The 22,289-nt window shown below is 68.1% G+C and carries 13 protein-coding genes; 4 read left to right on the top strand and 9 right to left on the bottom strand.

Annotated elements, in window-relative coordinates:
• Nucleotides 1-15: 15 nt before the first annotated feature.
• From ABD188_RS06155 to ABD188_RS06125, 7 genes are all read right to left on the bottom strand, one after another.
• Nucleotides 16-996, bottom strand: a complete 981-nt coding sequence (locus ABD188_RS06155) for a carbohydrate ABC transporter permease (protein WP_344059551.1) — start codon at nucleotides 994-996, stop codon at nucleotides 16-18.
• Nucleotides 983-1,960 (bottom strand): ABC transporter permease, encoded by a 978-nt coding sequence (locus ABD188_RS06150; protein ID WP_344059550.1) that lies wholly within the window; start codon nucleotides 1,958-1,960, stop codon nucleotides 983-985. Before ABD188_RS06150 ends, ABD188_RS06155 begins: the two co-directional genes overlap by 14 nt.
• A 179-nt stretch (nucleotides 1,961-2,139) precedes the next feature.
• Nucleotides 2,140-4,197 (bottom strand): beta-galactosidase, encoded by a 2,058-nt coding sequence (locus ABD188_RS06145; RefSeq protein WP_344059549.1) that lies wholly within the window; start codon nucleotides 4,195-4,197, stop codon nucleotides 2,140-2,142.
• Nucleotides 4,198-4,350: 153 nt separating this feature from the next.
• Nucleotides 4,351-6,123, bottom strand: coding sequence for an ABC transporter ATP-binding protein (locus tag ABD188_RS06140; RefSeq protein WP_344059548.1), 1,773 nt, complete (start codon nucleotides 6,121-6,123; stop codon nucleotides 4,351-4,353).
• Nucleotides 6,120-7,352 (bottom strand): glycoside hydrolase family 32 protein, encoded by a 1,233-nt coding sequence (locus ABD188_RS06135; RefSeq protein WP_344059547.1) that lies wholly within the window; start codon nucleotides 7,350-7,352, stop codon nucleotides 6,120-6,122. Before ABD188_RS06135 ends, ABD188_RS06140 begins: the two co-directional genes overlap by 4 nt.
• A 35-nt stretch (nucleotides 7,353-7,387) precedes the next feature.
• Nucleotides 7,388-9,202 carry a glycoside hydrolase family 2 TIM barrel-domain containing protein gene (locus ABD188_RS06130; RefSeq protein WP_344059545.1) on the bottom strand — a complete coding sequence of 605 codons (1,815 nt, stop codon included), beginning with the start codon at nucleotides 9,200-9,202 and terminating at the stop codon, nucleotides 7,388-7,390.
• Nucleotides 9,203-9,240: 38 nt separating this feature from the next.
• Nucleotides 9,241-10,281, bottom strand: coding sequence for a LacI family DNA-binding transcriptional regulator (locus ABD188_RS06125; RefSeq protein WP_344059543.1), 1,041 nt, complete (start codon nucleotides 10,279-10,281; stop codon nucleotides 9,241-9,243).
• Between the two features lie 17 nt (nucleotides 10,282-10,298).
• Here ABD188_RS06125 and ABD188_RS06120 point away from each other — a divergent pair, with 17 nt between their 5' ends.
• The 3 genes from ABD188_RS06120 to ABD188_RS06110 all read left to right on the top strand — a co-directional run bounded on the left by ABD188_RS06120 (nucleotide 10,299) and on the right by ABD188_RS06110 (nucleotide 16,070).
• Nucleotides 10,299-12,641: a glycoside hydrolase family 31 protein gene (locus tag ABD188_RS06120; RefSeq protein ID WP_344059541.1), complete on the top strand. Its 2,343-nt coding sequence runs from the start codon at nucleotides 10,299-10,301 to the stop codon at nucleotides 12,639-12,641.
• Nucleotides 12,642-12,708: 67 nt separating this feature from the next.
• Nucleotides 12,709-14,154, top strand: a complete 1,446-nt coding sequence (locus ABD188_RS06115; RefSeq protein WP_344059539.1) for an alpha-N-arabinofuranosidase — start codon at nucleotides 12,709-12,711, stop codon at nucleotides 14,152-14,154.
• On the top strand, nucleotides 14,151-16,070 hold the full coding sequence (locus tag ABD188_RS06110) for a glucosidase family protein (RefSeq protein WP_344059537.1): 1,920 nt from the start codon (nucleotides 14,151-14,153) through the stop codon (nucleotides 16,068-16,070). Before ABD188_RS06115 ends, ABD188_RS06110 begins: the two co-directional genes overlap by 4 nt.
• 290 nt (nucleotides 16,071-16,360) lie before the next feature.
• On the opposite strand, the gene ABD188_RS06105 is transcribed toward ABD188_RS06110, so the two are convergent.
• Complete coding sequence (locus ABD188_RS06105; RefSeq protein WP_344059535.1) at nucleotides 16,361-19,384, bottom strand: alpha-mannosidase; 3,024 nt, start codon at nucleotides 19,382-19,384, stop codon at nucleotides 16,361-16,363.
• A gap of 153 nt (nucleotides 19,385-19,537) precedes the next feature.
• On the opposite strand from ABD188_RS06105, the gene ABD188_RS06100 reads away from it, so the two are divergent.
• A complete protein-coding gene (locus ABD188_RS06100) occupies nucleotides 19,538-21,607 on the top strand; it encodes a DUF5054 domain-containing protein (protein ID WP_344059533.1) in 2,070 nt (689 codons plus the stop codon).
• 26 nt (nucleotides 21,608-21,633) lie between these two features.
• Here ABD188_RS06100 and ABD188_RS06095 read toward each other — a convergent pair whose 3' ends face one another.
• The gene (locus ABD188_RS06095; RefSeq protein WP_344059531.1) at nucleotides 21,634-22,263 is read right to left on the bottom strand and encodes an FMN-dependent NADH-azoreductase; all 630 of its coding nucleotides are present in this window, start codon (nucleotides 22,261-22,263) and stop codon (nucleotides 21,634-21,636) included.
• Nucleotides 22,264-22,289 lie beyond the last annotated feature (26 nt).

Raw genomic sequence — 22,289 nt, 5'->3', positions numbered from 1 at the left:
CGTCAGCAGCGCTGGTCAGCCCTTGACGGCACCGACCGTGATGCCGCTGACGAAGTATTTCTGTACGAAGGGATAGACGAAGAGGATGGGCAGCGTCGCCACCACGGCGCTCGCCATCTTCAGGGTGTTGCTCGGCAGATCCGTGATGCTGACATTCGATCCGGCGACCGAGTTGCGGAGCGCATTGGCCGTGTTGATGACGTTGTACAGGTAGTACTGAAGCGGTTTGAACTCGACCGTGCTGCCCAGATAGAGCGATGACAGGTACCACTCGTTCCAGTAGCCGAGGGCGAGGAACAGACCGACCGTCGCCAGCGCGGGCTTCATCATGGGCAGCGCCAGCTGAACGAAGATCCGGAAGTCGCCGGCGCCGTCGATCTTCCCCGACTCGATGATCTCGTAGGGGATGGTGCGCATGAAGTTCTTCATCAGGATGATGAGCCACGGCGTCATGAGGAGCGGAAGGAAGACCGCCAGGTAGTTTCCGCGCAGCCCGAGGTCTCGCCCGATCCACAGGAAGGTGGGTGCGAGGCCCGCCGAGAACAGCGTCGTGAAGTAGATGAAGAACGCGATGTAGTTGCGCAGGCGGAAGTCCTGTCGATACAGCGCGAACCCCGTCATGGCGATGATGAACAAGCCGATCGCCGTGCCCGCGACGGTCATCACGACAGTGACGACGTACGAGCCGATGATCTGTCGCGGCGCCCGGAAGATGTATTCGTATGCGGTGAAGGTGAAGCCCTTCGGGAGCAGCCCGAACCCGCTCTTCATGATCTCGGACTCGCTCGAGAACGAGGCGGACACGATGAGGATGAACGGCAGCAGGCACATCGCCGTGAAGATCGTGATCGCGAAGTACGAGACCCCTCGGATGACACGGTCGCTCTTGTCGAGCTTGATCGCGCGGGTGCGCTCCGCCGCGACCGTCGCACGCCGCCGGGTCGATTTGCTGACGGTCTCGGTCACCGCCACGCTGCCGAAATCAGAAGAGAGCATAATCGGGGTTCATCCTCCGGACGATCCAGTTCGCGGTGATCACGATCGCGAACCCGAATATCGACTGGTAGAGGCCCACGGCTGTGGACGTCGTGAAGTTGTTCTGCGACATCACCATGCGATACACGGATGTCTCGATGATGTCGGTGGTCTGGAACAGCGCCGCGTTGTTGCCGACGAGGTTCCAGAAGAGCCCGAAGTTGCCGTGCATGATGCCGCCCAGCGCGAACAGCAGCAGGATCACGAAGATCGGCTTGAGGCTCGGCAGGATCACATACCGGATGCGCTGCCAGGCCGTCGCGCCGTCGATGGCCGCTGCTTCGAACAGCACCCGGTCGATGCCCATGATCGCGGCGAAGTAGACGATGGTGCCGTAGCCGGTGCTCTGCCAGAGATGGGTCAACGTGATGATGCCCGGCCACGCGCCCGGCGTGCTGTAGACCTTGATCGGCTCGCCGCCAGCGCCTTCGATGATGCCGTTGAGTGCGCCGTTGTCGTAGTTGAGCAGGTTGAACGCGATGACGCCGACGAGCACGACCGAGATGAAGTACGGCAGGAACATGATGCTCTGCGTGATCTTCTTGAAGTACTTCAGCCGGATCTCGTTGAGCATGACCGCGAAGGTGATCGCGAGGATGTTCCCCAGCACGATGAACGCGAGGTTGTAGAGCACCGTGTTGCGCGTGAGCAGCCACAGCTGGCCGGATTTGATCAGGAACTCGAAGTTCTTGAAGCCGACGAACGGGCTGCCGAAGATCCCGTCCCGATAGTTGAAGTTCGTGAACGCGATCCAGATGCCTGGCATCGGGGCGTAGTTGAAGATGACGAAGAACGCGATCGCCGGCAGGCACATGAGCAGCAGCATCCTGCTGCTCGTGAACCTGCGCCACAGCGAGATGCGCCGCTGCTGCGGTTCTTCTTCTTTCGAAGAGCGCCGCTGCGGTGCTGCTTCTTTCAAGGACATCCGTCCGCCTCTTCGCGTTCGTTGCGCCGCTTCATCGCGACCTGCCTACCAGTTAACCTAACCGTCAACTTAACTCGTGACGGCAACCATACCCCGGGGTCTGTCGTCGTGCAAGACACAGTTTCGTCTCGCTCTCAGCACCCGTTCTCCGTGGATCGATCGACCGCGGTCAGCGGGCTTCATCGGCCCAGAGCCGCTCGGGTGACCACGACCCCTCGGGCCGGAACCCTGACGTCGGACTCGTCGGAATCGCCCTCGATCAGGGGAATACCGCCCCGCAGCGGACTCGAGACATCCGCGTCGGTGCGGTTGATCCGGAAGCAGTACTCGGACCGCTCGTCGGCTCTCACGACGATCTCGAGCGCGCCGGCCGCGGCGCGGACGTCGCCCTGAAGAGCGGGGATGTCGGCGCTCAATCCGCTCAGCACCATCCGCACACCGTCTGCACCGAGGTCGGACGCGACGTAGGTCGCCCCGCCGCCGTCGACCCGCCGGCGGGTGATCGCCGGTGCCCCCTCGAGATCGCCGTCCGTATATGTGGCGAGCACCGTGACCGACTCATCCGCCAGTCGCACGCGTTCGGTCCACACCCGAGCTGTCGCCCCGTTGGACAGGGCCGTCCGCTGGTCGGGAAGGAGCGGTGCGAACTCCTCCACCAGGACGCCGAGCAGATCACGCAGGGCGCCGGGATAACCACCGAGCCACACCCGGTCGTGCTCGTCGACGATGCCCGAGAAGTAGGTGACGACGAGCTCGCGTCCGCTCGCGACGAACGCCACCAGCCGACTGCGCACGCTCTCGGACACCACGTGGAGCATCGGCGCGATGACCACCTCGTAGTCGTCGAAGCACGAGTCGAGCGGGACGACGTCGGCTCGGACTCCGAGGTCGAGGAGGGCGGTGTACCAATCGAGGGCCTCGGCGCGGTATCGCAGGCGACTCGACGGATGCGAGTCGCGCTCTGCCACCCACCACGACTCCCAGTCGAACAGGATCGCAACCCGGGCGGGCAGCCTCGTGGTGCCGGTCACGGGCGCAAGATCCGTGAGCGTTCGACCGAGCTCCGCGACATCGCGGTAGACGCGGCTGTCCTCGCCGGCGTGCGGCACCATCGCCGAGTGGTACCGCTCCCCGCCGGCGCGTGACTGTCGCCACTGGAAGAAGCACACGGCGTCGGCGCCGTGGCCGACGTGGGTGAGGGCGTCGCGCGCCAGCTCGCCTTCGCGCTTGGCGGTGTTCACGTCGCGCCAGTTGACCGCGCTCGTCGCGTGCTCCATCAGGAACCACGGCCGGCCGAGCGCGAGGTTGCCCGTCAGGTTCGCCGAGAAGGACAGCTCGTCACGTCCGCCCGCTCCCGGGCGCAGATAGTGGTCGTTCGACACGAAGTCGACGTCGTCGACCCAGGTGGCGTAGTCGATGGAGGGGAAGACCTCCGTCACCATGAAGTTCGTGGTGCGGGGAACCGACGGCGTGACCTCGGCGAGCACAGCGGACTCGGCGCGCAGGTAGTCGCGGAGCGCATCGGACGAGAACCGTTCGAAGTCGAGCTGCCGGCCGGGGTTCAGATGGGTGGGCGCGACCCGGGGTGGAAGGATCTCGTCCCACTCCGCATACCGCTGCGACCAGAAGGCCGTCCCCCACGCGTCGTTCAGTTCATCGAGGGTGGCATAGCGATCCTGGAGCCACGTGCGGAAGGCCCGCGCCGCGTCATCCGAGTAGTCGAACACGTTGTGGCACCCGAGCTCGTTGGAGATGTGCCACGCGACGAGCGCTGGGTGGTCCGCGTACCGCTCAGCGATCTTGCGGACGAGACGCAGGCCATAGAAGCGGAAGATCGGGGATGTCGGGCGCCAGTGCTGGCGTCCGCCCGGGTGCAGCACAGTGCCGTCCTCGGTGACGGGCAGCACCTCCGGGTGGAGCCGCGACATCCACGGCGGAGGGGACGCGGTCGCCGTGGCGAGGTCGATGTCGATGCCGCTCTCGTGGAGCAGATCGATGATCTCGTCGAGCCAGCCGAAGTCCCACTCCCCCGGCCGCGGCTCGAGCAGTGCCCACGAGAAGATGCCGAGCGAGACGATGTTGACGCCGGCCCGCTGCATGAGGCGCATGTCATCGCGCCATACCTCGCGCGACCACTGCTCGGGGTTGTAATCCGCCCCGAAGCGCAGACGGCCCGCGCCGAGCGAACCTTCCTTCACCCACCGGTAGCGATCCGCGCCTGCGTCTTGCGTGCTCATCTCGAAGTTCTCCTCGGTCGAATCGGTGAGGGCTGAAGGGCCCTCAGGACGTCACGCACCCAGTCCGGCAAGGGTAGGCCGGTTGCAGTCGGCGCAACCGAAGCGAGACGAGGCTGTGGATAACCGGACCATGTTGTCCGCTGTACGCATCACTCACTCCGGCACCTGTTGAGCGCGCTCGAGGCTCGCGTATCGCCCGCCGCGCGCGATGAGGTCGTCGTGACGGCCGATCTCGACGATCTTCCCGCGCTCGAGCACGACGATGCGGTCCGCGCCGCGGATCGTAGAGAGCCGATGCGCGACCACGAGTGTCGTGCGCTCGCGCATCAGCCGCGCGAGCGCGTCACGCACCAGCGCCTCCGACTCGGGGTCGAGCGCAGAGGTCGCCTCATCGAGAAGCAGCACGCGCGGATTGCGCACGAGCGCGCGTGCGATCGCGATGCGCTGGCGTTGGCCACCCGACAGCCGTGCGCCGCGCTGGCCGGCCACCGTGTCCCACCCATCGGGGAGAGCATCGATGATCTCAGCGGCGTTCGCGTCGTCGAGCGCCTTGCGCACCTGCTCGTCTGAGACGTCCCCCAGGCCGTAGGTGATGTTGTCGCGGATCGACCCTTCGAAGAGCACCGACTCCTGCGGCACGACCGACACCTGGCGCCGGTACGTGCGCAGATCGAGGGTGGCGGCATCCACCCCGTCCAGCAGCATCCGCCCGCCCGTCGGCCGGATGAATCCCAGGGCGAGGTTCAACAGGGTCGACTTGCCGGAGCCTGACGGCCCGACGAACGCGACGGTCTCGCCTGCCGCAACCTCGAGATCGATGCCGTCGAGCGCCGGATGCCGCGCATCGGGGTAGCGGAAGACCACACGCTCGAACCGCAGATCGCCCGTGACGGTGGTGACGACGGCTTTGCCCTCGTTCTCTTCGAGGTCGGGTTCGGCCAGCACTTCGGCCACCGAGCGCACGGACTCGATGCCCTTTGAGGCGATGGGCCAGAGCATCAGCACCTGCGTGATGCCGCCGGTGATGAGGCCGAAGTATGCGGACAGCTGCACGACCTGGCCCGCGGTGATGGTTCCCGGATCGGTGATGGCCACCCATGCGGCCGTCACCAGGCACCCGACCGAGAGCAGCTGCAGCACGACCCACGACAAGGACTGGAACCGCCCGTTGAGCATGTCGAGCTCGTAGCCCGACGTGCGCACACCTTCGGCACCCTCGGCGACACGGGCCTGCGCGGTCTCCTCGAGTCCGTGCGCGCGCGTGATGGGCATGAGGGTCGCCATCTCGCCCACCCGGCTGGCGAAGATCTCGACGTCCTGGCGGAACGCCTCGTTGCGCCGCCGCGAACGCGCGGCGAGCAGCGAGCGCATCAGCACCGCGATCGGAATCGTCAGGGCGTACACCGGCAGGAAGTAGGGCATGGTGATCGCCGTCACCACGAGCGCGCCGGTGATGACCATCGCCTGGGCCAGCACCGCGTGGGTCACCTGCTGCAGCATCAGCTCGATGTTCTCGACGTCACGCACCACCTTGGTCTGCAGGATCGACGACGACACGCTGGTGTGGAACCCGATCGACAGGCTCTGCAGGCGGGCGGCGAGGGCGTTTCGCAGATCCGCGCCGCTCTGGCGTACGGCTCCCATGAACAGGCGGGTCCACAGCACGTGCGTCGGATAGTTCTGGGCGAGCGCGACGAACGCCACTGCCGCCCAGAACGCGAGCTGGTTCAGTGGTCCGCCCGAGACGACGAGGTCGATCACCGATGCAGTGACGACCGGCATGAGCCATTGCGGCGAGTCCTTGATGGGAAAGATCAGGACGGACGGGATCACTCGGCTGCGGTACCGGCCGAGCAGCCGGAACACCGATCGCACCGGATGTGCGCCGTCGACCTCCACCGGCGTGCTCGCAGGCGTGGTGGTCACGGGGCGGGCCTGGCGAGCGGGTGGACCTGAACGGCACCGGTGTCGCCGGTCACCCGGAAGCCGCGCGACACGGGGATCTGCGCGCCGTAGACCCCGCGCTCGGTCGAGACCTCGACGATCGGGCCGTCGAGGACGATCCGCACCTCGCCCCCCGCCGGCATGCTCGAGGCCTCCGAGGCCGTCTCGACGAACAGCCGATCGTCCGTCATCCGCAGTGCGACGATATCGCCCGCGTCGGTCGCGATCGACAGTTCGGCGCCGGATTGCGCGGCCCAGACGATGTCTGCCGCCGGGGCCCCGGCATCCGCTGCCACGGCGTCCAGGCGGAACCGCCCGAGATCCGGATGCGGTCTCACGACCAGTTCGCCGTGGTCCAGTGCGAGAAGATACGGCACGCTCAGGGCGCCCGCCCACCCGGCAGCAACGTCGCTGACCTCACGGAGCCAGAACACGAGGGTCGGACGGCCGGACGCGTCACGCACGAACGTGGGTGCGTAGTGGCTGCGGCTGAACGTCAACCGACCCCAGCTCGCAGCGTCGAACCGGCCGTCCGCCCACTCTCCGATGGCATAGCCGACATACGGTGTCTCGCCTTCGTCTCCCACCGAGAGGACGAGCACGTGCCTACCGTCGATCTCGAACAGCTGCGGGCACTCCCAGAGCACGTTCCGTGCCAGCGGACCGTCGGTCGGCGTGCGCAGCGCGATGCCCTGATACGTCCAGTCGCGCAGGTCGTCCGAGCGGTACGAGACCATGGCACCGCCGCCGTCCTGATGGCGTCCGCCGACGAGCATGCTCCAGGCGGCGCCGTCTCGGAAGACCCACGGGTCGCGGTAGACGGTCAGCTCAGCGGGCATCTCCGCGACGAAGGCGCCCTTCCGCCACGTCGCCCAGTCGGGATCGACCGGCGTGGCGATGCGGATGCGCGCGTGATCCAAGACGGGCTGGCTGACCGACGTGTAGAAGATGTGCGCGGCATCCTCGTCATCGACGACGAGAGAGCCGGTCCAGATGCCGACGTCGCCGTCGCCGGGGAAGATCGCCACGGCAAGCTCTTCGAGTGAGAGCAGGTCAAGGCCTTTCGCGTGGCCCCAGTGGATGTCTTCCGACCATTCGGTGCGCTCGGGGACATACTGATAGAAGGCGTGGTACTCGCCCTTCCAGTGGTGCAGGCCGTGGGGGTCGTTGATCCAGCCGGCCGCGGGAGTGAAGTGGAAGTCGGGACGCATGGCGGATCAGGCTCCGGTGGTCGGGGTGAACGGGCTTATCGAGCGGATTCGTCGGCGCCGCGGACGATCGCGCGGATCCGCGCGGCGGGCAGTTTGGGCACGCGGTTCTCGTCGGTGAGCCCGTTGGTCTCCTGCACCGTGTCGGTGAGCTGCGTGTAGACCCAACCGGCGAGCGCCGAGCTCGCGTGGAGAGCGGCGAACAGCCCGCTCAGGTGGCGATCGAGGTCGGCGGGTGACTGCACCAGACGGTATCCCCAGGCGTTGCTGCCGTCGTCGGGCGCGAAGCTCACGCCGCCGAATTCGCTGAGCACGACGGGGGCGGATGCGGTCACCGCCGACTCCGCGGCGGTGCCGACGAGCATCGCGTGCCCGTTCGTCGAGATGCCGTCCACCGTCGCCGCGATGGCGTCGGGCGTTTCGTATCTCGCCTGGAGCCGGTCGCGGTCGTTCTCATAGTCGTGAATCGTGAACAGGTCGGACCGCGTATGCTCCCAGCCGTCGTTCGAGATCACCAGCCGGGTGTCATCGAGCGCCCTGGTCAGGCGGTACAGCGACCGGGCGAAATTCTGCTGGCGCACGTCGACGGCGATGTACCGGACACTCCAGCTCTCGTTGAGCGGCACCCACGCCACCACGCACGGGTGCGACGAATCGCGGCGGATGACATCCGTCCACTCCCGCGTCACGCGCGTGACCGTCGCATCCGAGAATTCGATGGCGCTCGGCATCTCAGTCCACACGAGAAGGCCCAGACGGTCGGCCCAGTACAGCAGGCGCGGGTCCTCGATCTTCTGGTGCAAGCGCGCGGTGGTGAAGCCGAGCGCTTTGATGAGCTCGACCTCGGTGCGCAGCGCTGCCGCGGTCGGCGAGGCGAGGTGCGACTGCGGCCAGTAGCCCTGCGAGAGGACGCCCGCGATCGGGTACGGACGGCCGTTGAGGAGGAATCGGCCACCCGCCGTGCCCACGGAGCGAAGCCCGAAGTAGGACGCAACCACGTCGGACCCGTCCGGGTCGACGAGCTCGATGCGCGCGTCGATCAGGTTCGGGTGCTCGGGCGACCAGAGCAGGTGGTCGTACTGTTCGCCGTTTCGGACGGCAGGGATCGAGATCGTGATCTCTTCCCGAGCATCTGCGACCGCGACGCTCACGTCGGCGAGTTGAACCGCACCGAGCTGCAGAGTCACGTTCGCACGGGTGCCGTCGGTGGGCTTCCCGCCGAGCTCGAGCGTCAGTCGAACGGACGAGTCCCGGATGTCCGGTCGCCATGCGACGCGCGTCAGGTGCTGTTGGGGCACGGACTCCAGCCACACCGGCTGCCAGATTCCGGTCGTCCGGTGGTACCAGATGGCGTGGGGCTCGAGCTCCCAATCCTGCTTGCCGCGTGGCTGGGTCAGGTCGTGCGGGTCGTCCTCCGCTCGCACGACGATGTCGACCTCACCGTCGAACGCCGGCACCTCGACGCTGAACGGCGTGTGACCGCCCTCGTGGGATGCCGCGTGCCGCCCGCCGATCCACACGTCGGCGCGGTAGTCGACAGCGCCGAAATGGAGGAGCAGCGTGCGGCCTTCCGCGTGTCCTGCGTTCTCGAGGTCGGCCTCGGCGATCGACCTTCGGTACCAGACGATGCCGTGGTAGCCGGTGTCGTTGATGCCCGAAAGCGGCGACTCGGGCGGGTAGGGAACGATGATCGTCGTCGGGAACTCATCCGGGATGCCGGTTGCGGCACCCGCTCTGACATCCTCGTCGAACGCGAAATCCCACGCTCCGCCCAGATCGAACCACTGCGGACGCACGAGCTGTGGGCGCGGGTAGGAGCCGTCTTGCGCGGTCGCACGCACCTCGGGACGCATGCGGGAAGCCTACCCAGAAATTCCAGCGCTGGAAATGGTCAGGTCGGATGCCCGGTCGTCTCTCGTTCGATGATGACATGGGGCGCGATGCGGTGCCGTCCGACTCCGTCGTATCCGGCCATCCGGTCTTCGAGAAGTTCGAGCGCCATGCGTGCGATCGCCTCCTTGCCGGGCGAGATGCTCGAGAGCGCGGGAGTGCTGTAGCGCGCCAGCGCCGTATCGTCCCAGCCGAGCACCGAGACATCGCCCGGAACCCGAAGCCCCGCACGGTCGAGCACCTTCAGCGCCGCCATCGCGAACAGGTCGTCGCGGCAGACCAGGGCGTCGAACCGCACCCCGGCGTCCAGGGCCGCACTCAGTGCGGCGACTCCATCGTCGATCGCGAATCCATCGGTCTCGATCACGAGCTCGGGGCCGGTGCGGACACCCGCGGCGAGCAGAGCCTCCTGGTATCCGAGCAGGCGCAGATGGGTGGACTCCGTCGGATCGCCGTGCACCATTCCGAAGAACGCGATCCGGGTCCGTCCCTGTCCAAGGAGCAGCTCGACTGCTTCGCGCGCAGCCGCGACATTGTCGATCATGACGTGGTCGGCGGTGAGCGGGCGTCCGGCCTCACCGAGGAGCACGAGCGGGGTGCCGGGGCGCAGCCGGGCGATCTCCATCGTGTCCATGTACGCGGGCTGGAAGATGACGCCGTCGACCAGACCCTCTTCGCGATCACGGATGACGGCCCGCTCCGCATCGGCGTCATTCAGCGTCTGCTCGACGATGACCCGGTATCCACGGCGCACCGCCTCCTCGCCGATGCGGCGGGCGAGCTCGGCGAAGTAGGGCTGGTCGATCTCGGGGATCGCGAGCGCGAGCATCCCGGTCCGTCCCGTCGCGAGCCGTCGCGCCGTCAGATTCGGCCGATACCCGAGCTGATCGATGGCCGCCTGCACGCGCTCCCGCATCTTGACCGAGACATGCGGGTAGTCGTGGACGACGTTCGACACCGTCTTCATCGAAACGCCGGCCAGTTTCGCGACGTCTTCGAGACGAACACGCTGGCCGGGCCTTCCGCTGCTCATGTCGCTCATCTTAGGATCCTCATGAAATGTACAGCGCTGATATTCCCCCGCACCTCCGCATCGAGGCCACTCCGCTCGCCCATCCGGAGGCCGTGGTGCGCGGCGACCGCTGGCGCTTCACCGTGCTGACCGACGGGCTGGTGCGCGCGGAGTGGTCGGACGACGGTCTCTTCGAAGACCGTGCCTCGACGTTCGCGGTGCACCGTGACCTGCCGGTGCCGGACTTCCGCATCATCGACGGTCCGGACACCCTCGAGATCGTGACCGCGCGGCTGCACCTGCGGTACGACCGCAAGCCCTTCAGTCCGAGCGGCCTCAGAGTCCGCCCGCTTGGCGGCGGCCGGGGCCTCGAGGACTGGAAGTTCGGCGAGGTGGAAGACCTCGGCGGCACCGCCCGCACGCTCGACGGGGTCGACGGCCGGCATCCGCTGGAGAGCGGTGTCGTCTCGCGCAAGGGCGTGGGCGTCATCGACGACTCGGCGTCATTGCTGTTCACCGACGACGGATGGGTGAGCCCACGCGACGGCGAGCGCACCGATCTCTACGTCTTCGCCTACGCGCACGAGTACGGCGAGGCAGTGCGCGCGCTGTATGCCGTGTCGGGCTCGCCGCCGGTCCTCCCCCGCTGGGCGCTCGGCAACTGGTGGAGCCGTTACCACCGGTACACCGCCGACGAGTACGTCGAGCTGCTCGACCGCTTCGAGCGGGAGGGCGTACGGTTCTCGGTCGCGGTGCTCGACATGGACTGGCACCGCGTCGACAGCGTGCCCTCGGAGTTCAACGGCGGCTGGACGGGCTACAGCTGGGAGCCGGAGTTCTTCCCCGACCCCGAGTGCTTCCTCGCCGAGGTGCACCGCCGCGGCATGAAGGTGACGCTGAACCTCCACCCCGCCGACGGAGTGCGCGCGTTCGAGGACGCCTACCCGGCCATGGCCGAGGCACTCGGCCGCGATCCCGCGTCGGGCGAGCGCATCGCGTTCGAGATCAACGATCCCGAGTTCCTCGCGGCGTACTTCGCGGTGCTGCACCACCCGCTCGAGGCCCAAGGCGTCGACTTCTGGTGGATGGACTGGCAGCACGGCCCGCACTCCCGCGTCACCGGCATCGATCCGCTCTGGCTGCTCAACCACTTCCACTTCCTCGACGCCGCGCGGGACGGCGGTCGCCCGCTCCTCCTCTCCCGCTACGCGGGACCGGGCAGCCACCGCTACCCGATCGGCTTCTCGGGCGACGTCTTCCTCAGCTGGGAGTCGCTCGCGTTCCAGCCCGAGTTCACGGCCACCGCATCGAACATCGGGTACGGGTGGTGGAGCCATGACATCGGCGGCCACATGTTCGGCTCGCGCGACGACGAGCTCACCGCTCGCTGGGTGCAGCTCGGCGTCTACTCGCCCATCCTGCGCCTGCACTCGACCGACAACCCGTTCCTCGCGAAGGAACCGTGGGCCTTCCCCGCCGAGACGCGCGCGGCGCTCGACGACGCACTGCGCCTGCGCGTGCGCATGGTGCCCTACCTGCACGCGATGAATCACCGCGCAGGGAGGGCCGGCATCCCCCTCGTCCTTCCGTTGTACTACGCGTGGCCCGAGCTCCCTCGGGCGTACGAGACGCCGAACCAGTTCCTGTTCGGCAGCGAGCTGCTCGTCGTGCCCATCACCTCGCCGCGTGACCCGGTCACCCTGCTGGGATCGGTCACGGCGTGGCTGCCGCCAGGGGTGTGGACCGACATCCACACCGGCGCAGTCCTCCAGGGTGATCGCACGATCGAACTGCACCGCGGTGCGGACTCGATTCCGGTCTTCCTGAAGTCAGGCGGCATCCTGCCCCTGGCGAGCGAGCAGGACACGGATGCCGCGCGCAACCCGGAACGGCTCGAGATCGTCGTCGCGGTCGGCGCGGACGGCGCGTTCACACTCGTGGAAGAGGACGACCACCTCGACGGGGCCGTCGTCCGCACACCGATCCGGTGGAGCCAGGAGCGGGGCGAGCTGGTCATCGGACCCGCCGAGGGCCCCGACGACGTCGTGCCCGCAGTGCGCACGTGGACGGTGACGTTCCTCGGCCTGGGAGAGGACGAGGTCCAGGGGGCGGGCGTCTCGTCACGTGGCGCGACCGTGACCGTCGCCGGAGACGCGCGCGTGAGCCTGACTGTCGCGACCACGCACGACCCCGCCCCCCGCACGCAGGGCCGTGAGGACCGGATCTTCGCCGTGCTGAACGGCGCACAGTACCTCTACGAAGACAAAGCCATGGCCTGGAGGATCATCACGTCGGGTCGCGCGCCCGCCGACGTCTTCGCAGACCTGCACGCGCTCGCTCTGCCCGCCCCGCTCGTGGGCGCGATCGTCGAGCAGCTCGCCGCACGCTGACGCCCACCATGACCATCGCCGCCCCTGCGGCCGACCCGCACCGCCGACATCCGGCCGGAAGGACACCATGATCACCATCGCCGAGGCTCCGAGCCACCACATCGACCGCCGCGTCTACGGACAGTTCGCCGAGCACCTCGGCCGGTGCGTCTACGAGGGGCTGTGGGTCGGCGCGGATTCCGACATCCCGAACAAGAACGGCATCCGGCGCGATGCCGTCGAGGCACTCCGCGCCATCAAGGTGCCCGTCGTGCGGTGGCCGGGCGGATGCTTCGCGGATGAGTACCACTGGCTCAAGGGCGTCGGACCCGAGCGGCAGTCGATGGTCAACACCCACTGGGGCGGTGTCGTCGACCCCAACACGTTCGGCACGCACGAATACTTCGAGCTGCTGCAGCAGCTCGACTCCGAGGCCTACATCAACGGCAACGTGGGCAGCGGCACCGTCGCCGAGATGGCGGACTGGGTGGAGTACATGACGCTCGACACCGGCTCTCCGATGGCCGACCTGCGCAAGCGCCACGGGCGCGACCAGCCGTTCAGCCTCGAGTTCTTCGGCGTCGGGAACGAGAGCTGGGGATGCGGCGGCAACATGCTGCCGCTGCACTACGCGAACCTGTACCGGCAGTACCAGACCTACGTGCGCAAGTACGGCGAGCAGCCGATCTCGAAGATCGCGTGCGGCGCCAACGCCGACGACTACGAGTGGACCGAGGTTCTCATGGCGCGGGCGGCGGGACACATGGACGGTCTGAGCCTGCACTACTACACGCTCCCCACCGGCGAGTGGGACGTGAAGGGCGCGGCAACCGGGTTCGACGATCGAGCGTGGCACGAGACGATGCGCCGCACCCGGTTCATGGACGAGCTGCTCACCCGGCACGGAGCGATCATGGACCGCCACGATCCCGCTCGGCGCGTCAGCCTCATCGTCGACGAGTGGGGCACGTGGTACGACGTCGAGCCCGGCACCGAGAGTGGATTCCTGTACCAGCAGAACACGATCCGTGACGCGGTCGTCGCGGCCCTCAACCTGCACATCTTCCACAAGCACGCCTCCCGCGTGCGCATGGCCAACATCGCGCAGATGGTCAACGTGCTGCAGAGCATGCTGCTCACCGACGGCCCTCGGCTCATCAAGACCCCGACCTATCACGTCTTCGACCTCTACTCCGATCATCAGGACGCCGAATGGGTGGATGCCGCAGCCGACGACGTCGACCCGTTCCTCGACTGGACCGTCTCGCACAAGGACGGCGCATACACGATCGGCCTCGTGAACACGGGGCTCGAGCGCGAGGCTTCCGCGTCGGTCCGGCTGCCCTCGGCGATCGCCGACGTGATCTCGGCGCGCGTGCTCGTGGGCGAGACGTCGGACGCGCACAACACCTTCGATGCACCGGATGTGGTCACGCCCGTCGTGTTCGACGGGTACCGGGTCGAGGGCGAAACCCTCGAGGTGACCCTGCCGCCACGCGCGGTCGCGTCTTTGCGCGTCAGCGTCGCGTCATGATCGAAGGCGCCTCGGTCGCCGGTGGGACCCGGGTCGTTGCGCGAGCCGAAGGCGGGACGAAACGGCCCGGACCTCCGTTGCCACCCACGGGCTCGATCTCGCCCGTCGACGACTCCACCTGGGTCCTCACCGCGCCCGACGGTGCCGCGGTCATCGAGCTTCGGCTTCCGCCCGGCCCGGCGTTCGTTCTCGACGGGTCGGATGAGCTCTTCGTCCTGCCGAGCGATGCGACCGGACGCGTGCTCTCCGGGTCCGGTGCGTGCTGGGTGCTGCCCGCCGATGCCTTCGGCTCCGAACCGGCGTGGCTGATCGAAGCCGAGGGGCCGATCACAGCCCGGCCCGATGACGCCGGGTGGACCGTGACGGCGGATGCGGCATCCGCTCGCCTCACGCGCCACCGCACACGACCGCACGCCGACGTCACCGGCGGGCGGTTCACGCTCGACCTCGCGGGCGGCGAGCTGCTCGCCGACGCCGCCGCCGGGTTCTACTGGGGCACGATGCTCCCCTCGGTGATCGAGCGCACGACGGCCGCCGGCTACCCCGACCCGCTCGGGTACGTGCGAAGCACGATGGCCGGGATGTACGCGGGCACGTACCCCGACGTCGACCACGAGTTCCAGATCAAGGGGCGCCTGGCATGGGGCGACCACGTCGACCGCGACGTCGTTCGGCGGATGATCGAGCTGCAGCTGCGGCTGATGCGCGAGGACCCCATCGGACTCTGGCGAGATCCGTGCGCCGTGCAGCCGAACGGCGATCGTGAGTACCACGTGCGCCGGGGGTCGATGGATGGCTCCGAGAACGCCGTGATGTTCCTCGTCACGGGCAACATCGAGGTGCTCGAGTCGATCTGGCTCTACGTCGCCCGCACGAAGGACCTCTCGTGGCTGCGCCGGCATATCGAGGACCTCGAGGGTGCGGCATCCGGCATCGAGGAGTACATCGACCCTCTGGGCCGGCTCTGGGGCGACGTCTACTACGAGGACCAGGTCATCAAGGATGGCCGCGAGACGATGGCCCAGGCGCTCGCGGTGCGATCGTTCGAGCTGCTCGCTCAGCTCGAAGAGCTGCTTGCGCGCTCGTCTTTCGCGGCTCGCTACCGCAGCGTGCGCGATGCGCTGGCTGCCTCCCTGTCGCAGCCGCTGCCCGCGGGGTGGTGGGATCCCGAGACTTCTCGTTTCGTCGACTGGGTCGACCGGTCGGGGCGTGTGCACGACCACATCCACCTTCTCGCCAACATCCTGCCCGTGCTCGTCGGGGCGGCGTCGCCTACGCAGGAGCAGGCGGTGCAGGCGCTGGTCGAGCGGGAGCTGCCCGAGTTTCAGCGGTTTCCGACGTTCCTGTCGGCCAGGATCGCGGATTACACGGATGCCGAGATCGGCGACGGCGGACCGTACGACCTGTGCGCCGCCGGCCGTTACTGGTGCTGGGATGCGGCGTTCTGGTCGTCGCGCGGAGCGGGGGCGATGCTGAAGGACCAGCTGGAGCGCGTCGCCCGGCAAGGCGCCCAGGAGGCGTGGATCATGGGCGAGCGCTACGACATGAACCACGTGTACTACGTGGACGGGACGTCGTGGCACGGCGCCGAGCACTACTACGAGTACCCCTGCGTGTTCTCGTGGGTGCTGTTCCACGAGTACCTCGGTGTGCGGCCCGCGCTGGACGCCGACCTGCTCGTCGCGCCGCGGCTCGCGGAGTACGGCGAGGTGACTCTCGAGCAGGCCGCCTACCGGGTGCGCTACCGCTATGGGGCGGACGGGTTCACGGTCTCGAACCTGGCCGAGGTCGAGCGCACGTTCCGCGTCGACGCGAGCGCGCTCTTCGCCTCGGTGAAGCTGCCTGGAGGCGGCCTCTACCACGGCGCGCCGCTGACCCTCGCCCCCGGCGCCGCCATCCACCTTGCTCCGAGCTGACCGCCCGACTCACCCCGTCGACGGAACCAGGAGGATCGACGGATTCAAGACCGATGCCGCTGAATCGTCCTGAGACCGTCGATCATCCTGATTCGGTCGAAGCGCAACACCGCGGCAACCACGCCGGTCGTCGACCCTCAACGCCCCCGGCGCACGCCGCAATTGCACCCCACTGCCGTTCCCGTGCTGGCTCGCCGAGAGTCCACGCGGGATGCGTCGTTCCCGTGCGGGCTCGCTGAGCCAGCACGGGAACGACGCAGGTGGATGCCCGACGGTCACCTCACCGGGAGTCAGGCCCGGCGGATCCGCAGGGTCACCAGCTGGAACGGACGCAGGACGAGCTTCACCGACGCGCCGTCTCGCACGAAGCCGGCGGGCGGCGCGACTTCGCGCTCGATCAGATCTGTCGCGACGACATCCTCTACGTCGAAATCGAAGTCCACGGCGGCTTTGGCGCGGGCGCCCTCCGACTCGTAAAGGCGCACGATCACGTCACCGCTGCGGTCCTCGGCGAGCTTCACCGACTCGACGAGCACGGCAGGGTGATCGATGTGCACCAGCGGCGCCACCCGACCGGGCGCGTGCCGCTCAGGCAGGTTGATGCGGTACCCCTCCCGGATCGCCGCGCGCACGTCCGCACCCACCCTGATCGACAGGCCGATCGAGTGGCGCCCTTGGTCGGCGACCGGGTCGGGGAAGGTCGGGGCGCGCAGCAGCGACACGCGCGCGGTCGTCGTCGTGCCGCCATCCGACCGCGTCGAACGCTGCGCGTCGTACCCATAGCTCGACTCGTTCGCGATCGCGACGCCGAACCCGGGCTCGGCGACGTGCAGCCACCGCTGCGCGCACAGCTCGAAACGAGCGGCATCCCACGAGGTATTCGCGTGCGTAGGACGCTGGATGTGGCCGAATTGCGTCTCGGCTGCGACCCGATCGGCGTGGACGTCGAGCGGGAAGGCGATCTTCAGCATCTTGCGACGCTCGTGCCAGTCGATGTCGTTGTCGATGTGGAGGGCCGGGTCGCCGGCGCGCAGCGTCAGCACCTGCGTCACGTGCGACGCGCCGAACGAGCGCTCGATCGTGAGCGATGCCGCATCCGGCGCCTGCATCGCCGTGATCGCGTCGACGCCGGTCATGTCCGTCGCCACGCGGAGGTAGTGTTCGTCGACGTCCCAGGCGTCCCACTGGTTCGGCAGGTCGCGGTGGAGCTGAAGCAGATTGCCCCCGGCACCCGGAGCGATCGCGTCACGCCCGCTCGCGACATCCACGAGCGACACGATCAGGCCGCGCTCGTCGACGACGACGCGAGCCAGGCCGTTGTCGAGCACGTGTCCGTCAGCGGTCCGCTGGAGCCTCACGGCCCCGGCGTGCGCCACCCGAGGCCCAGCGGAAAGCGCGGGAACCCCATCGCGTGAGAACGGTGCGGCGTTCGCGACGTACTCGACACCGTCCCCGGCGTCGAAGTGCCCGAGGGCCGACGTGATCAGCCCTTCCAGCTCAACAGCGAGCCCACGGTTGTTCGACTCGACCTCGCGATGCACCCACGCGATCGACGTGCCGGGAAGGATGTCGTGGAACTGCTGCAGCAGCACGAGCTGCCAGATGCGCTCGAGGTCGTCGTACGGGTAGTCTGCGCCGGCGCGGACGGCGGCCGTCGTCGCCCACAGTTCAGCTTCACGCAGCCAGTGCTCGTTGCGGCGGTTGCCCTGCTTCGTGAGGTGCTGCGTCGTGTAGCTCGCGCGGTGCAGCTCGAGGTAGAGCTCGCCACTCCATACCGGCGGCTCGGGGAGCTCGGCTTCGGCGCGCTCGAAGAAGTGCTCGGGGGTGTCGATCTCAACGGTGGGCGAGCCTTCGAGCGAGCGCGTGCGCCGTACGGCCGCCATCATCTCGCGGGTGGGGCCACCTCCGCCGTCGCCGAATCCGAAGGGAAGCAGCGACACGGATGCGTCGCGGTGATCGTGGAACGTGCGCTCGGCGCGCGCCAGATCCGCCCCTGAGACCTCGCCCACGTAGGTGTCGGCGGGAGGGAAGTGCGTGAACACGCGCGTGCCGTCGATGCCCTCCCACAGGAACGTGTGGTGCGGCATGGTGTTGGTCTGGTTCCACGAGATCTTCTGGGTGAGGAACCACTCCGTGCCCGACGCTTTCATGATCTGCGGGACCGCACCGGAGTAGCCGAAGGTGTCGGGCACCCAGGCTTCGCGCGTGTCGACTCCGAACTCCTCGAGGAAGAAGCGCTTGCCCGCGACGAACTGACGAGCCATGGCCTCGGCCCCGGGCAGGTTCATATCGGACTCGACCCACATCCCTCCGACCGGGATGAACTGCCCGACGGCGACCTTCTCCTTGATCCGCTCGAAGATCTCGGGGTATCCGTCCTTCATCCACTTGAGCTGCTGCGCCGAGGAGCAGGCGAACCGGAACTCAGGGTCGGCATCCATCAGTGCCAGCACGCTTGAGAACGTCCGCGCGCACTTGCGGATGGTCTCGCGGATCGGCCAGAGCCATGCGGAGTCGATGTGCGCATGCCCGATCGCCACGACGCGGTGGCTGCTCGCCGAGGCGGGCAGGGCGAGGACCGGCGCGAGCACGTCGCGACCGGAGGAAGCGGATGCCGACACATCGGCCGGGTCGACGACGTCGACGAGCTTCTCGAGCGCGCCGAGGATGCGGTGACGACGTGGCGATTCGAAGGGCAGCTCCTTCATCAGCCCGGCGAGGGTCCACACGTCCTGGATGAGCTCCCACACCGTGACGTCCATGAGGGCGGCATCGCACTGCTGGAGCACGTAGAGCAGCTCGTCGCCGGCTGTGCTCTTCTCGCCGAGCGGCGTGGCCTTCCACGTCCAGTCGCCGGCGATGTTGGGGTTCGCAGCACCCTCGACGTACAGGTCGACCTCGCCGCTGCCGTCCTGCGGGACGGAGACATAGCTGCTGCGCGGGTTGATGGACTTGAGCGTCGTTCCGTCCGGACGGTACGCGAGCCCCTCGACCTGGAAGCCGGGCCGGTCGTGAGTGAAGCCGAGGTCGATCACGAGCTCGGCGCGCGTCCTCGCACCGTCGCCGCGCAGCCATTCCTCCGGCACCCGCCCGGTCACGTGGAACCACGACGTCGACCAGGCCCTGCCCCACGTGTAGGGAACCTCGATCGGCCGATACGACTGACCCACGGCGTCGGCGAACGGCAGCGGTTCGTCGAGGTCGTCCCACACGCTGATCGCCAGCGGCGCGGTCTCGATGTACAGCGCTGGAATGAGGGTGTCGCGAACGAAGCGTTCGATTCTTCCTTCGGTGATCACACGGTTGTCGTGCATGGAAACTCCAGTGTTTCAAGGGCCGAGAAAAGTATGCCGGTAAGCGGTGGAAATCCCTACGGCTCGACGGGGCGGATGTGGCAAAGTTCTCTGGACGCTACCGCGGCACAGGCGCCGCGGATCGCGGGCTCGCTATGCACGAAGGATGCAACGATGATCTCGACCGTTCACGTCGTCTTCAAGACCCACCTCGACCTCGGGTTCACCGATACCGCAGCGAACGTGACCGATCGGTACGTCCACGAGTATCTGCCGCGTGCGATAGCGCTGGCGGACGAGCTCGCGCACCGCGGCGGTGCCGCCCGGTTCATCTGGACGACCGGATCGTGGCTGATCCACGAGGCGCTCCGGCTGGGCACCCCCGTCGAGCGGACCGCCCTCGAGCGAGCCATCCGCTCCGGTCATGTCCGCTGGCACGGGCTGCCATTGACCACCCACACCGAGCTGGTGGATGCCGGACTCGTCGAACACGGCATCGCGATCGGTCGCCGACTCGACGATCGGTTCGGCGTGCGAACGACCGCGGCGAAGATGACGGATATCCCGGGTCATACGATCGGTCTCGTGCCCTTCCTCGCAACGGCCGGGCTCGACTTCCTGCATCTGGGTGTCAATGACGCCTCCGCCGTGCCCGACGTGCCGGAGTTCTTCGTCTGGCGCGCGCCGGACGGCAGCGAGGTGGTCGTGAACTACGCCCGCAGCTATGGCGCGACCGAGCTCGGAGTCGCGGTCGTGCCCGGCAGCGGCGAGGCCCTCCACCTCGCGCACACCGGAGACAACCTCGGGCCGCCGCCGGTCGACGAGATCGAGGCGCTGTTCGCGCGCCTGCAGGCCGCGTACCCGGACGCCCGGATCATCGCCTCCACACTCGACGCATTCGGGGCAGGGGCGACGGCTGCGAGGGCGAGACTGCCGATCGTCGAGCGGGAGATCGGCGATTCGTGGATCCACGGGGTGGCCAGCGACCCGGTGCTGACGGCCAGACTGCGAGCGCTGCTGCGGCTGCGGACGGAGTGGGTCGCCTCGGGCGCACTGACGCCCGGCACGCCCGAGTGCGATGAGTTCAGCGACGGACTGCTGCTCGTGCCCGAGCACACGTGGGGCAAAGACCTGAAGACCTACCTGCCCGACTACGTGAACTACGAGAAGGCCGCATTCCAGCGGGCCCGGGCCATCGACGTCGTCGACCCGGCCGCCAACCCCGAGGAATTCGACGCGTTCGCGTGGGCCTACAGCGAGCACCCGAATCCGCGGGGTCTCTCGTACTCGGCTTTCGAGGCCTCGTGGGCCGAGCAGCGTGCTCATCTCGACCGAGCGCTCGCCGCGCTGACGCCCGAGCGACGCGCTGACGCTCTGGCTGCAATCGATGAGACGCGCCCGAAGGTCGCCGACACCGACGGCGCACTCGCCATGGACGTCACCAGGAGCCACACGTTCGGCCACTACGAGGTGCGCTTCGGCGAGGATGGCTCCCTCGTCCGGCTCACCGACGCGAACGGCGTGAACTGGGCCGACCTCGAGCATCCTCTCGCGGCCTACAGCTACCAGACGTTCGACGAGCGCGACGAGGCGCGTTGGCTGCGCGAGTACTGCCGGAACCTCGACCAGCACGCGTTCTGGGCGGTGCCCGACCAGTCGAAGCCGGGCCTCGCGATCGCCGACGTTCTGCCGGCGACGAGATTCTCGGCGCGGGTCGTATCGGCCCATCGCCTCGACCACGAGACGGGGCCGACCGCCGTGCTGAGCCTCGAGCTGCCCGAGCAGGCGCGCGAGGCGTGGGGCGGGCCGCGCGACATCCGACTCTCCTACAGCTTCCCTGCGAAACCGGGGCCGATCGCGATCACCCTCGACCTGCGCGGCAAGGACGCATCACGGCTGCCCGAAGCGGGCTGGCTCGGATTCCGCCCCCGAACAGCGGCGGGCGAGTGGCGCCTCGGCAAGCTCGGCACCGCGGTCGACCCGCAGGCGGTCGTGCGCAACGGCAACCGCAGGCTTCATGCGGTCTCGGAGATCACGCACACCGCGGAACGCCGATTCTCGCTGCGCCCCCTCGACGCGGCGCTCGTCGCGGTGGGTCAGCCCGCGTTGCTGCGCTTCGACAACTCGGTGCCCGACCCCGACGACGGGTTCCACGTGAACCTGCACAACAACGTGTGGGGCACGAACTTCACGATGTGGTTCGACGACGACATCCGCTTCAGATTCGCGCTCGAGCTCGCCTGAGCAGGTTCGCGGTCGAATGAGCTCCGTCAGATGGTCGAGCCGAGCCGGCGCGCCTCGGCTAGAGCCGCCTCCAACTCCTCCGCCGCCCGCCGCGCACCCAGGTCGGGCACGCGTTCCGCAAGCGTGCGGCTCGTCGCGACGACGTGCACCGTCATCCCGAGTCCCTCGCCGAGCACGAGCTGGAGAGGCGGAACGACGTGATCCCAGCCCTCGGTGCGCGTGCCGGGATCGTAGGCGGCTCCGCGCGCAGTCGCGATGACCGCCGGACGCCCGGCGAGCGGCTGCGACGGCTCGTCGAAGGATGCCGTGACCCCGGGCACATGGATGAGATCCACCCAGGCTTTCAAGGTCGACGGCATCGAGTAGTTGTACATCGGTGCGCCGATGACCACGGCGTCGGCGCTCAGCAGCTCGTCGAGGACGGACCGCTGGAGCTCTTCGAGATCATCGGGGATGCTCGCGCCCTCGCGCAGTCGCCGCGGCCAATGCTGCGCCGGCGTTCGCAGGTGCGGCAGCTGGTCGGCGTGAAGGTCGCGGACGACGACTTCGTAGTCAACGCCGCGTCCGCGCCATGCGGCCGCGACGGCGGCGGTCAGCGCTCGTGTGCGCGATGTGCTGGCGTCGGCGGACGAGTCGATCTGGAGAAGGATGGGCACCTTCGCAGGCTACTCGCGCCGCGCCC

The sequence above is a fragment of the Microbacterium pumilum genome (assembly GCF_039530225.1).
Classification (GTDB): Bacteria; Actinomycetota; Actinomycetes; order Actinomycetales; family Microbacteriaceae; genus Microbacterium; species Microbacterium pumilum.
Note: the sequence above shows the minus strand (reverse complement) of the source record. Positions and strands in the feature narration are given on the sequence as shown.

Excerpts from the sequence above, each read along its gene's own strand:
- ABD188_RS06155 (WP_344059551.1), bottom strand. The coding sequence starts at position 996 with ATGCTCTCTTCTGATTTCGGCAGCGTGGCGGTGACCGAGACCGTCAGC.
- ABD188_RS06150 (WP_344059550.1), bottom strand. The coding sequence starts at position 1,960 with ATGTCCTTGAAAGAAGCAGCACCGCAGCGGCGCTCTTCGAAAGAAGAA.
- ABD188_RS06145 (WP_344059549.1), bottom strand. The coding sequence starts at position 4,197 with ATGAGCACGCAAGACGCAGGCGCGGATCGCTACCGGTGGGTGAAGGAA.
- ABD188_RS06135 (WP_344059547.1), bottom strand. The coding sequence starts at position 7,352 with ATGCGTCCCGACTTCCACTTCACTCCCGCGGCCGGCTGGATCAACGAC.
- ABD188_RS06130 (WP_344059545.1), bottom strand. The coding sequence starts at position 9,202 with ATGCGTCCCGAGGTGCGTGCGACCGCGCAAGACGGCTCCTACCCGCGC.
- ABD188_RS06125 (WP_344059543.1), bottom strand. The coding sequence starts at position 10,281 with ATGAGCGACATGAGCAGCGGAAGGCCCGGCCAGCGTGTTCGTCTCGAA.
- ABD188_RS06120 (WP_344059541.1), top strand. The coding sequence starts at position 10,299 with ATGTACAGCGCTGATATTCCCCCGCACCTCCGCATCGAGGCCACTCCG.
- ABD188_RS06115 (WP_344059539.1), top strand. The coding sequence starts at position 12,709 with ATGATCACCATCGCCGAGGCTCCGAGCCACCACATCGACCGCCGCGTC.
- ABD188_RS06110 (WP_344059537.1), top strand. The coding sequence starts at position 14,151 with ATGATCGAAGGCGCCTCGGTCGCCGGTGGGACCCGGGTCGTTGCGCGA.
- ABD188_RS06105 (WP_344059535.1), bottom strand. The coding sequence starts at position 19,384 with ATGCACGACAACCGTGTGATCACCGAAGGAAGAATCGAACGCTTCGTT.
- ABD188_RS06100 (WP_344059533.1), top strand. The coding sequence starts at position 19,538 with ATGATCTCGACCGTTCACGTCGTCTTCAAGACCCACCTCGACCTCGGG.